The sequence below is a fragment of the Arthrobacter sp. UC242_113 genome (assembly GCF_044054585.1).
Taxonomy (GTDB): Bacteria; Actinomycetota; Actinomycetes; order Actinomycetales; family Micrococcaceae; genus Arthrobacter.
In genome coordinates, this window is record NZ_CP171968.1 from 2,360,593 (window position 1) to 2,372,631 (window position 12,039).

Below are 12,039 nucleotides of genomic sequence, written 5' to 3' on the forward strand. Positions count from 1 at the left end.
CTTTATTAGTGGCAATTATTGGAACCATCCTGCTGGTTAATTATGTGCAGAATGCGGATAAACGCGCCCTCGCGGACACGGAAACCGAATCTGTCTACGTCGTGGAGAAAACCATCGCGGCCGGCACCGGGATCAATAAGGCGGCAGGCGCCGTCGTCCGGAAAGAAGTACCCAAACTGGCCGTGGCTGTGGGAGCCGTGACGGACCTGAACCAGGTTGGCCAAAAGGTTGCCGCCGTGGACCTGATGCCCGGCGAGCAGCTCCTCACCACTCGCATGGTGGAGGCCGATGCCCTCCTGGGACCCACCCGCGTGCAGGTTCCCACCGGCATGCAGGAGATCACGCTCAAGCTGCCAATCGAACGCGTTGTGGGCGGCACGCTTACTGCAGGAGACACCGTGGGTGTCTTCCTCTCTGTGGAAGACTCCGCGGCGAAGGCCAGCGGAACGCAGCTGACCTTCCATAAGGTGCTGGTCACGGCGGCGCAGTTCAGCAACGGCAGCACAGCTACGTCCCAAGAGACCACGGCCGAGGAGGATTCAACGAAGGGCGCCCTCAACTCAAAGAAGTCCACATCGTCGAATGGCACCTATCTCATCACCCTGGCCCGCAACTCCGCCGACGCCGAGAAGATCGTTTTCGCCACAGAATTCGGAAGCGTCTACCTTTCCAAGGAGCCGGCGACCGCGGTGGAGAACAGCTCGGGCGTAGTGAACACCGGACGGCTGTTCCGATGAGCCGCTTTGTCCTCATCACCCCGAACGCCGACTTCGAGCGCCGCATCCAGCTGGCGGTGTCCGGGATGCACGGCTCGCTGCGGGTGTTTCAGGCGGACTACCTCCCGGAAAGCCCGCAGGACTTCCTGCGGCAGCTTGTGGGCGAACCTCCCGAGGTACTGATCCTCGGACCCGGCCTGCCGGTTGATGACTCCCTGAAACTGGCATCCGTCATGGATCTGCAGTATCCCGAAATCAGCGTTGTCCTGGTGGTGCCTGAAACTAAGGAAGTAGTCCTCCAGGCAATGCGTTCTGGGGTCCGCGACCTGCTCGATCCGGCCGCGGACCCTGACGCTATCCGTGTCCTGCTGGAGCGGGCAAGCCTCGCGGCGGCAGGCCGTCGTCGTGGTTTGGCCCCTGGGGCGTCAGAGCACGCCGACCACGGCGAGGGCGGGCGGGTCATCGCTGTCATGTCCCCTAAAGGCGGGGTGGGCAAGACCACTGTGGCAACCAACCTCGCCGTCGGCCTTGGCAAGTCCGCGCCGATGAGCGTGGTGATCGTGGATCTGGACCTGCAGTTCGGCGATGTTGCCAGCGGGCTGATGCTGGACCCGGAACACACCATTACCGACGCCGTGGTGGGCGCGGCCAGCCAAGACTCAATGGTCCTCAAGACCTACTTGACCGTCCACCCCGCCGGCATCTATGCCCTGTGTGCCCCCAGGAATCCGATCGAGATGGACAGGATTTCCGGTGAACAGGTCACTCATCTGCTTAACCAGCTGCGCGAGGAATTCCACTACATCGTGGTGGACACCGCCCCGGGGCTGGGTGAGCACGTTCTGGCGACGCTGGAACAGGCCACGGACGCCGTCTGGATCTGCGGCATGGATATTCCCAGCATTCGGGGCCTCAGGACGGGGTTCCAGATCCTGGCCGAGCTCGGACTCCTCCCGGAGAAGCGGCACGTCGTTCTGAACATGACGGACCGTCGTGCTGGACTCACCCTGCAGGACATCGAGGCCACTATCGGCGCCCCTGTCGATGTGGCGCTCCCCCGTTCCAGGACCCTGCCCTTCTCCACCAACAAGGGAGTGCCCATTCTGCAGGACGGCAGCCGGGATTCGGCCGGCAAGGGGCTCCGCCAGCTGGTGGAGCGCTTCAAACCGGACTGGGAAGAAAGACCTCACAAGAAGCTACACAGAAGGGCGGTAGTCCAGTGAACCTCACAGACCGGTTCCACAACCTCCGGGGCGAGGCCAGACCCGACCCCGGGAAGCCAGAGACCACCGACGTCTTCAAGCCCAAGCCGGCAGCCACAACGCTCGGCAGGAAGCACGAGGAGCAGGCGGCGGGCTCGGCGGCGAGCGCCACCGCAGCTTTGGAGATGCCAGCCGCTGCTTCCGTTGCCAGCGAAGCCCTGAACGCGCTGAAGGAACGGGCCACCCAGACGCTCTTTGAACGGCTGGGTTCTCGGCTCACCGACTCCGCCCTCGAGGACGAGGAGCTGCACCAGTTTGTCCGCGATGAACTGAAGATCGTCGTCGATGAGGAGCAGGTTCCGCTGTCGGGTCCCGAACGGCAGCGGCTCATCCGGGACATCATCGACGACGTCCTGGGCCACGGCCCCATCCAGCGGTTTCTCGATGACCCGTCAATCACCGAGGTTATGGTGAACCGCTATGACCAGGTCTACGTGGAACGGCAGGGCCGCATCCTTCCCACGGACACCAAGTTCAGCTCGGATGACGCGCTTCGCCGGGTGATCGACCGGATCGTGTCCAAGGTGGGCCGCCGTATTGATGAGTCCTCCCCGCTTGTGGATGCGCGGCTCGCGGACGGCTCTCGCGTCAATGCCATAATTCCGCCGTTGGCCGTCAGTGGGCCGGCTCTGACCATCCGGAAGTTCGGCCGGGACGCGCTGACGGTCCATGACCTAGTGTCCTTGGGAAGCCTCTCCCCCGAGATGGCAGAGCTCCTGAACGCCTGCGTCGTGGCCCGGATGAACATCATCGTTTCCGGCGGCACCGGCACCGGCAAGACCACCCTCCTGAATGTGCTTTCGGGCTTCATCCCGCCGGAGGACAGGATCGTGACCATCGAAGACGCCGTTGAACTTCAGCTCCAGCAGGATCACGTCATCCGGCTGGAAAGCCGTCCGCAGAACATCGAGGGCAAAGGTGAGGTGTCCATTAGGGACCTGGTCCGGAACTCGCTGCGTATGCGACCGGACAGGATTGTGGTGGGTGAGGTCCGTGGCGGCGAATGCCTCGACATGCTGCAGGCCATGAACACCGGCCACGACGGTTCCATCTCCACCGTGCACGCCAACTCGCCGCGAGACGCCATCGCCCGCCTTGAAACGCTGGTGCTGATGGCCGGAATGGACCTTCCGCTCCGGGCAGTGCGCGAACAGCTGGCCTCTGCGGTCAACCTGATCGTTCACATCACCAGGATGCGTGACGGCTCCCGCCGCGTCACCCATGTCACGGAGGTGCAGGGCATGGAGGGCGACATTGTCACCCTCCAGGACGCCTTCGTGTTCGACTACTCGGCTGGCATGGACGCCAACGGCCGCTTCTTGGGGAAGCCGGTGCCGACGGGAGTCCGGCCACGGTTTGCGGAGCGTTTCGCCGAGCTCGGCATCGAGATCTCGCCTGCCGTATTCGGGGCATCCCTCCCCGGCGTTGCACCGGCAAGGGGGCGGTGACGGTGCCAGGCGACTCCGGCGTTTTCGTGGTGGCGCTGGTACTGCTGTACCTCGCGATCTTCCTGGTCTTCGGCGTGGCCCTCAGGCCAAATTCGGGCATTCCGCTGTCCCGCCGCCGGCCCGACGTCCCCGCCCAGACCTCATTGCTGACCAGGCTGACCGACCAGGCCGTGGGGGTGCTGAACAAGGGCCTCACGAAGCGCGGGCCTGGCCTACTTACCCAGGAGCGGCTTGATGAGTGCGGCCTCAAGAGGGAACCCGGCGATTACTTGATCATGGCGGGGATCATTACCCTGACCGCCGCCGTAGTCGGTTTCTTCCTTGGCGGCCTTTTCGCCGCTGTCCTCTTCGCTCTGCTATCCCCGCTGGGACTGCACCTGCTGCTAAACGCCGTAGCGGGGCGCCGCCGTCGGCAGTTTGACCAGCAGGTGCCGGATACGCTGCAGATGTTCTCCGGCGGCCTGAGGGCCGGGCACAGCCTGCTTCGGGCCGTGGATGCGGCCGGGCAGGAAAGCCAGCCGCCGATGTCCGAGGAGCTCAGCAGGATCGTTAACGAGACTCGGATCGGCCGAGACCTCGGCGATTCCCTGGCCGACGTCGCCAAGCGGACCCAAAGCGAAGACTTCCTTTCCATCTCGCAAGCCATCGAAATTCACCGAGAGGTGGGCGGCGACCTGGCCGAGGTGCTCGACCATCTGGGCGACACGGTTCGGGACCGCAACCAGGTGCGCGGGCAGATCCGGGCCCTGAGCGCTGAAGGCCGGATGTCCGCCGTCGTTCTGATGGCCTTGCCGGTGGTGATGTTCATTGGACTCACGTTGTTCAACGAGATGTATTCCCGTGTCTTCATCGGCACCCTGCCGGGCTACGCGATGATCACCGCTGCAGTAGTGCTGCTCACCGCCGGCGGATTCTGGCTCAGCCGGATCATCAAACCCAAGTTTTAGAAAGAAGGTGGTCATCATGCAGCCTGTGGCTTATGCAGCGATTCTGGCAGTGATCGCACCCGTGACTGTCGTGACGTGGTTTGTCTTCACGGGCGACCGGGCGGGGCTCCGCAACATCCAGGCAAACCTCGGCCGTATGTCCAAAGCCAAGGGTCCTGCGCTCAGCGTCAACGAGAAACTGATGTTGGCCAGCCATGGCATCATGCCGAAGGGCTATGCCGCGTGGCTGGACCAGCAACTCGCGGGTGCTGGCCGGCCCAAGGACTGGCCGCTGGCCCGCCTCATCATGGCCAAGCCATTGCTTGCCTTCGCGGGCGCCGTCCCCGGGTACCTATTCGTTGCCGGCGGCCCGTCAGCCCAGCGGTTCCTGATTCTGCTTGGCATCACGGCCCTTTGCTACTTCACCCCGGACCTTCTAGTACGCAACCGAGCGCAGAAGCGGCGGGAGGCTATCCGGCTGGAGCTGCCGGTCGCTCTGGACCACATGCTGATCTCAGTCCAGGCCGGCCTCGGGTTTGAGGCGGCGATGGGACGCGCCGGCACCAGCGGCAGCGGCCCAATGGCCGAGGAGCTGATCCGCACGCTCCAGGACATCCAGGTGGGGCGGTCGCGGAAGGACGCCTACCTGGCGATGGCAGAGCGCGTGGATGTGCCGGACGTCCGCAGCTTCATCCGGGCCGTGGTCCAGGCTGACGCGTACGGCGTTGCCATCGCCGGCGTCCTCAAGACCCAGGCCGAGGACATGCGAATCAAGCGGAAGCAGCGCGCCGAGGAGCACGCCATGAAGATGCCGGTGAAGATGCTGTTCCCGCTCATCTTCTTCATCCTGCCCACCCTGTTCATCGTGGTCCTGGGTCCCACGGTGATGAGCATTATTTCGATGTTCGCTGGGTAAGTTTTTCGCTTTTGGCAGGACCCTTCGGTTCGTGGAACCGAAGGGTCCCTTCTGCTGTCCTCATAGAGGACTAAAACGCTTAAAGGTTCAAGGTTTGCGCAAGGCAACCGCAGGAAACGCGCAGTGTGCCAAAGGTTGGCTCAGGATGTGGCAAGAAACCGACTTGAGGCGGAATTCGGTTGCTAGCTTTTTACCAGAGCTGGTGATGGACCAGCTTTCCAACACTCGCTCAGGAGTAAAAAATGCTTGCTTTCTTCACTAACGCTGCCGCCCGCGTCCGTCGCGACGAAAAGGGCGCAACCGCCGTTGAATACGGCATCATGGTCGCCCTTATCGCAGTTGTCATCATCGCTGCTGTCACCCTGCTCGGTGGAGGCATGAAGGACACCTTCACGCAGGCCCAGTGCTCCGTTACGACCGGCAAGACCTTCACCCCCGCTGTTGCCGCAACCGGCGCCCCGGGAGCGGCTGGCTCCGTAGCGGCTGCCGCGGCCAAGTGCGAATAATATAGCGGCCCAGCCAAGTTCGCGGCGGGTTTATTCCCAGCGCCGGGTGGTAGACGACCAAGATAATCTGCCACCCGGCGTCGTATATCCGCACTCGATGAAAAGCCAGGACGCCGTCCTCATCCTCATGAAAGGCATCGCATGTCCAGAGGATCCGACCGCGGCGCCGTAGCGGTCGAGTTTGCGCTTTTAGCTCCAGTCTTGATCATGCTCCTCCTCGGCATCATGGAATTCGGTCGCGCTTACAACACACAAATCACACTGTCCAACGCCGCACGTGAAGGTGCTCGCGTGATGGCAATTGACAACAAGCAAGCTGATGCCGAAGCGGCGGCCACGAGGGCATCAGCGGGACTTGGCCCCTTGACTATGAAGTTCAGCACCTACCCGACCGCATCTACGCCAGCGAACTGTTCGTCAGGCAGTCAGGTCACGCTCGTCGTCACTTATTCACTGAATACCATTACCGGCATTTCCGGACCGTTTGCCATGCAGGGAAAAGGGACAATGCTGTGCGGCGGATAGCGGCGGCGGGCGACAAGGAGCGCGGCGCAATTGCTGTGATCGTCGCCTTGCTAATGGTGGTGTTACTTGGCTTTGCCGCCATCGCCATAGATGTGGCCAAGCTCTACTCTGAACGGGCGCAACTTCAGAATAGCGCGGACGCCGTGGCATTGGCCGTGGCCCGCAATTGCGCTGTTCCCTCGCCCACGAATGCGTGCGCAGACATCACGGGCAATGTCCGGCGACTGGCCAATGAAAATGCAGTGGACGGTCAGAGCACGGTAGTAGACCCGGTTGGCCTGGATATCAGCAAGCGCCGCGTAAGTGCCACAACGATGGCGAAGGAAAACCGCAGCGCTCCGAACACGGTCTCCCTCTTTTTCGCCCGAGCCCTTGGCTTTGATAGCGCGCAAGTTTCCGCCACATCAACGGTTACTTGGGGCAGCCCCTCCGCAGGGACGACGCCGTTTCCTCTCGCTTTTTCCGTTTGCCAGGTTTCCACGACTCTGGAAAAGGGCGCCCAGCTATTAGAAGCCCATAACCCGAACGACAACAACGACAAGGGAAGTCCGGATTGCATTTATGCAAACAATCCCGTGCCAGGAGGATTCAACTGGACGCGCGAAGCAGCAGGAGTCTGCGGCAGCAGTATCGATCTCAGCGTCAGCCGTAGCTACAGCGAAACCGGGAACGATGCCCCTGATAATTGTGCAACCACTCTCAAGAGCTGGGCTCAATCCATCAACGATAAGAAGGACGTCGTCGTGCTTTTGCCCGTTTTTGATAGTGCAAGCGGCACAGGATCTTCTGCTACCTACCACCTAGCAGCTTTCGCGGCCTTCAAAGTTCAGGGCTGGAAGTTCAGCGGCGGGACGGGTCTTCCTTTCGTTTTCCAAAATACCTCCTCTAGTGCGGGGTCGAATTGCACGGGGAGCTGCCGAGGCATCATTGGAAGCTTCATTCGATACGTCTCCTTGGGAGACGGTTACACGCTTGGTCCCGTCAGTTCCTTCGGTGCCACCGTCGTGGAATTAACCAGCTAGTCCGCTTCAGTAATGCAGTTCAGTGCACCATAAATTCCAGGAGCAGTTCGTGAAGTCTCGGTTGTTGGCAGGCGCAGCAGCGGTCGTCCTCGCCCTCGTTGGCGCTTTTCTCGTCATGACTTACGCGCAGGGCGCAGACCAGCGGGCCGTTAAGGACCTTCAACCCACGGACGTTCTTGTCGTCAAGCAGGCAATTCCTGCAGGGACCCCCGTCGAGTCCATGACCGCTTCCCTCGCAACTGAGCAGGTGCCTGCATCTGCCGTCACGGGGTCCTCGCTCCAATCGTTGGAGTCGTCCAAGGGCAAGGTTGCAGCTGTGGACCTAGTACCCGGAGAGCAACTGGTTTCCGAACGACTCGTTGCACCTGAGGACGTGAAAGCCGCAGGCTCTGTACAGATCCCGGCTGGTCTCCAGGAGGTTTCCTTCCAGCTTGATCCCGTCCGGGTCGTTGGTGGACGGCTCGCTCCTGGCGATCACGTGGGCGTCTTCGTCAACCTCGACAAGGGCGGCGTGGAAGACAAGATTGATGAAGAAACCACCAAGCTGACAGTGCGCAAGGCGTTGGTAACGGCCGTCCAGCGCGCACCCGAGCCGGCGACCACCGCTCAGCCCTCGCCCACCGCGAGCGCGGATCCAAACGCTGCTGATCCGCAGGACACCACTCTCCCTACGGGAAACCTCATGCTGACTGTCGCCGTCACTGATGTGGACGCCGCAAAGATTGTCTTCGCTGCCGAATACGCCAAGATGTGGCTCAGCAAGGAGCCTACCAATGCCAAGGACAGCGGTCCCCGGATCATCCAGCGGAGTGAGGTATACAAGTGAGCCGGTTCGTCCTGATCACCCCCAACGCGGACTTTGACAGCCGCTTGCGGCAGGCTGTGGCCGGCGGACTCCAGGGCGGCGTTCAGACCTTCCTCACCAATATCCTGCCTGCAGGACCCTACGACCTGTTCGCCCAGCTGAACCAGGAACAGCCCGAGGTCCTTATTCTCGGCCCGGACCTTGCCATCGAAGAGGCCCTCCGCCTGGCGACCGTGCTGGATGTACAGGTTCCCAACCTGATGGTGCTTCTGGTCGCCGAACCCGACCCTACGCTGATCCTGCAAGCCATGCGGGCCGGCGTCCGAGATGTCCTCAGCCCCTCCGCTGATCCCGCCAACCTGAGGGTGCTGCTGGAACGCGCCTGCCAGTCCTTCGCCAACCGGCACCGGGGAGAACAGCAGGACCCCGTGGAAAGCGGCAAGGGCACGGTCATCGGCGTTTTCTCCCCCAAGGGTGGGGTGGGCAAGACGACCATTGCCACCAACCTCGCTGTTGGCCTGGGCCAACTGGCCCCTATGAGCGTGGTGCTTGTAGACCTGGACCTGCAGTTCGGTGATGTGGCATCGGGCCTGTACCTGAACCCGGAACACACGATCACCGATGCCGTCTCGCCGGCCGCCAGCCAGGACACCCTGGTGCTGAAGGCCTTTCTCACAGTTCACCCTGCTAGCATCTACGCTCTGTGTGCGCCCGTCAGCCCTGTTGAGGCGGACTACATCACCCCGGACCAGATCACGCGCCTGCTCGAACAGTTGGCGGAGGAGTTCCAGTACGTCGTCGTCGACACCGCTCCCGGTCTGCCCGAAATCGGGCTTGCCGCCATGGAGGCCTGCACCGACGTGGTCTGGGTAAGCGCGATGGATATCCCCAGCGTTCGTGGCCTCCGATCAGGTATGGACATCCTGCGCCAACTGGAGATTCTGCCCGAAGGCCGGCACGTGGTGCTGAACATGGCTGACTCAAAGTGTGGCCTCACCGTGCAAGACATCGAGTCCACCATTGGAGCTCCGGTGGACGTTAGCGTTCCCCGTTCCCGCGCCGTGGCTCTTTCGACCAACCGCGGCATTCCCGTGCTACTGGATGCCAAAAAGGATCCCGCAGCCAAGGGTCTCAGTCAGCTGGTGCACCGTCTTGGTCCCGCGAGTGGAAACAAACAGGCACGGAGCAGCCACCGCCGGGTGGTGGTCTAAATGAAGCTTTCGGAGCGCATCCAGGCTGCGCAGCTCAGGTCTGAAGTTCCCGGTGCCCCGCTGCACATTCAACCTGCGCCGACGCATGCTCCGGCTGCAGTGATGCACATCTCGGCTGCTCAGGCTGCAGCACACGCTGCGCCTGCACCGGCTGCCCAACTGCAGATCCAGCCAGCAACCGCGATAGGGAGCACCGCGCCTAGGCAAATCTCCGGCGTGTCCGCCTACCAAACGCGCGCAGCGCGGCGGGCAGCCGAGGCAGCGGCAGCCCAGGCGGCCTATCAGACGCCAGTTGCCTCCCCCGCGGCCATCGTGCCGCCTGCCTCGGCTGCACCGGTTCCCGCCGCGACGGCGGAGTCCGTCGAGTCCGCTCAGACCACTCCCGTCGCCGCGCCCCAGGTCCGCAGGCGGGCGGCACAGTCCTTTCCGGTTCAGCCGTCGGTCGCAGCACACAAGACGCAGCAGCCAGTCGATGTCTTTGCTGCCCTTAAGCAGCGTGCCGCCACCGCGCTGTTTGAACGCATGGGGGCGCGGTTCAACGACTCAACGCTCACCGAGCAGGAACTCCGTGGGACCGCCCGCGAGGAGCTCATCCGCATCATCGACGCCGAGCAGGTGCCGCTGACGCCGGACGAGCGGACGCGTTTGGTGGCGGACGTTGCTGACGACGTGCTCGGCTACGGCCCGCTCCAGCGGCTCCTTGATGATCCTGCGGTCACCGAAATCATGGTTAACCGGATGGACCAGATCTACGTGGAGCGCAAGGGAACGCTGACGCTGACTGACTCGCGGTTCAGCTCGGAGGAACACCTGCGGAAGGTCATTGAACGCATCGTGTCCAAGGTGGGCCGCCGCATCGATGAGTCGTCGCCACTGGTCGACGCGCGTCTGGAGGACGGCTCACGTGTCAACGCTGTGATCCCTCCGCTCGCCGTCGGCGGCTCCTCGCTGACCATCCGTAAATTCAGCAAGGTGCCGCTCACGGTCCAGAACCTGATCGACTTCGGAACTCTCACACCGGAGATGGCAGAGCTGCTCAATGCCTGCGTCAAGGCCAAGCTCAACATCATCGTTTCCGGCGGTACCGGTACCGGCAAGACGACGCTGCTCAACGTCTTGTCTTCCTTTCTTCCGGCCGACGAGCGCATCGTGACCATCGAGGACGCGGTGGAGCTCCAGATCCAGCAGGACCATGTGGTCCGGCTGGAAAGCCGTCCTCCGAATACTGAAGGCAAGGGTGAAGTGACCATCCGCGAACTGCTCCGGAACTCGCTGCGTATGCGCCCGGACCGGATTGTGGTGGGCGAGGTCCGTGGAGGGGAGTCCCTGGACATGCTCCAGGCCATGAACACCGGCCACGACGGCTCGCTCTCCACCGTCCACTCCAACTCTCCACGTGACGCCATCGCCCGCCTGGAAACCCTGGTGCTGATGGCGGGAATGGACTTGCCGCTGCGTGCCATCCGCGAGCAGATCGCCTCCGCCGTCAACCTGATCGTTCAGATCTCCCGCCTCCGCGACGGCACCCGTCGCATCACGCATGTGACGGAGGTGCAGGGCATGGAGGGTGACATTGTCACCCTTCAGGATGCCTTCGTCTTCGACTACTCGGCCGGAGTCGACCAGCACGGACGATTCCTGGGCAGTCCCGTACCCACGGGCATCAGACCGCGGTTCATCGACCGGTTCGAGGACCTCGGAATTCACGTATCGGCTGGTGTCTTCGGAGCACCGCCCGTAGTCTCCCCTGAAAGGCACTGACTCTCATGATCGTGACACTAGGAGTCATTCTGGTGGTGGTCGCGGCGATGTTGGGTGGTATGGCCGTGCTGATTCCGCGCAGGCCCACGGTGCCGCTCGACCGGCGTCGTCCTTTCCGGACGGAGGCCGACTCGCAGCTCACCCGCTTCGCCGGCAGTGCAGTCGAGTCCATCGACCGCGTCCTTGCTAAAAGGAATGTCCGCTACTTCAACCGCGAAAGTCTGGAGAACGCCGGTCTCCGGCTTAGCCAGGCCGAATTCATCCTCCTGATTATAGTGGGGGCATTCGTGGGCGCCCTGATCGGGCTTGTCGTTGCCGGACCGCTGCTGACAATCCTGCTGGTCATCGCAGCACCATTCATCGGACGCCTTGTGCTGGGCTTCCTCGCCGGCAAACGGCGCTCCAAGTTCGACGAGCAACTCGGTGACACACTCCAGCTGCTGTCAGGCAGCCTGCGTGCCGGTCACAGCATCCTGCGCGCCATCGACGCTGCCGCCAACGAATCCCAAGCTCCGACGTCGGAAGAAATGCGCCGCGTCGTCTCGGAAACCAGCCTTGGGCGTGATCTGCTGGTGTCCCTTAACGACACCGCAGACCGCATGAAAAACGAGGACTTCGTCTGGATCTCCCAAGCCATCCAGATCAACCGCGAAGTAGGCGGAAACCTGGCCGAGGTACTGGACCAGGTGGGTGAAACCATTCGCGAGCGCAGCGAAATCAAGGGCCACATCAGGTCCCTGGCAGCCGAGGGCAAATTCTCCGCCTACATTCTCATGGCCCTTCCGGTTGGCATCGTTGCAATGCTCATGCTGGTCAGCCCGGGTTACATGGACAAGATGGTCACCAATCTGCTGGGTTGGATCATGATCGTTGCATCCATCATCATGATGACGGTCGGCGGTCTCTGGATGCGCAAGATCATCGACCTGAAGTTCTGAGGC

At 62.4% G+C, this 12,039-nt stretch carries 12 protein-coding genes; all 12 read left to right on the forward strand.

Annotation, left to right across the window (positions count from 1 at the left end; genetic code table 11):
* The first annotated feature begins 8 nt into the window (after positions 1–8).
* Positions 9–737, forward strand: a complete 729-nt coding sequence (locus ACHMXB_RS10655) for a Flp pilus assembly protein CpaB (protein WP_395398333.1) — start codon at positions 9–11, stop codon at positions 735–737.
* Positions 734–1,939: a CpaE family protein gene (locus tag ACHMXB_RS10660; RefSeq protein ID WP_395398334.1), complete on the forward strand. Its 1,206-nt coding sequence runs from the start codon at positions 734–736 to the stop codon at positions 1,937–1,939. Before ACHMXB_RS10655 ends, ACHMXB_RS10660 begins: the two co-directional genes overlap by 4 nt.
* Positions 1,936–3,426: a CpaF family protein gene (locus ACHMXB_RS10665; RefSeq protein ID WP_395398335.1), complete on the forward strand. Its 1,491-nt coding sequence runs from the start codon at positions 1,936–1,938 to the stop codon at positions 3,424–3,426. Before ACHMXB_RS10660 ends, ACHMXB_RS10665 begins: the two co-directional genes overlap by 4 nt.
* A complete protein-coding gene (locus tag ACHMXB_RS10670) occupies positions 3,423–4,373 on the forward strand; it encodes a type II secretion system F family protein (RefSeq protein ID WP_395398336.1) in 951 nt (316 codons plus the stop codon). Before ACHMXB_RS10665 ends, ACHMXB_RS10670 begins: the two co-directional genes overlap by 4 nt.
* A 16-nt stretch (positions 4,374–4,389) precedes the next feature.
* Complete coding sequence (locus tag ACHMXB_RS10675; protein WP_395398337.1) at positions 4,390–5,268, forward strand: type II secretion system F family protein; 879 nt, start codon at positions 4,390–4,392, stop codon at positions 5,266–5,268.
* A gap of 242 nt (positions 5,269–5,510) precedes the next feature.
* A complete protein-coding gene (locus ACHMXB_RS10680; RefSeq protein ID WP_395398338.1) occupies positions 5,511–5,774 on the forward strand; it encodes a Flp family type IVb pilin in 264 nt (87 codons plus the stop codon).
* A 141-nt stretch (positions 5,775–5,915) separates the two neighbouring features.
* Positions 5,916–6,299 (forward strand): TadE/TadG family type IV pilus assembly protein, encoded by a 384-nt coding sequence (locus ACHMXB_RS10685; RefSeq protein WP_395398339.1) that lies wholly within the window; start codon positions 5,916–5,918, stop codon positions 6,297–6,299.
* Positions 6,287–7,321: a pilus assembly protein TadG-related protein gene (locus ACHMXB_RS10690; RefSeq protein WP_395398340.1), complete on the forward strand. Its 1,035-nt coding sequence runs from the start codon at positions 6,287–6,289 to the stop codon at positions 7,319–7,321. The genes ACHMXB_RS10685 and ACHMXB_RS10690 overlap by 13 nt, the downstream gene beginning before the upstream one ends.
* A 49-nt stretch (positions 7,322–7,370) precedes the next feature.
* Positions 7,371–8,147 carry a Flp pilus assembly protein CpaB gene (gene cpaB / locus ACHMXB_RS10695; protein ID WP_395398341.1) on the forward strand — a complete coding sequence of 259 codons (777 nt, stop codon included), beginning with the start codon at positions 7,371–7,373 and terminating at the stop codon, positions 8,145–8,147.
* Entirely contained in the window at positions 8,144–9,337 is a 1,194-nt protein-coding gene (locus ACHMXB_RS10700; protein WP_395398342.1) for a CpaE family protein, read from the forward strand. Before cpaB ends, ACHMXB_RS10700 begins: the two co-directional genes overlap by 4 nt.
* Positions 9,338–11,098, forward strand: coding sequence for a CpaF family protein (locus ACHMXB_RS10705; RefSeq protein ID WP_395398343.1), 1,761 nt, complete (start codon positions 9,338–9,340; stop codon positions 11,096–11,098). It begins immediately after the preceding gene.
* 5 nt (positions 11,099–11,103) lie between these two features.
* Positions 11,104–12,036, forward strand: coding sequence for a type II secretion system F family protein (locus ACHMXB_RS10710; protein WP_395398344.1), 933 nt, complete (start codon positions 11,104–11,106; stop codon positions 12,034–12,036).
* The last annotated feature ends 3 nt before the right edge of the window (positions 12,037–12,039 follow it).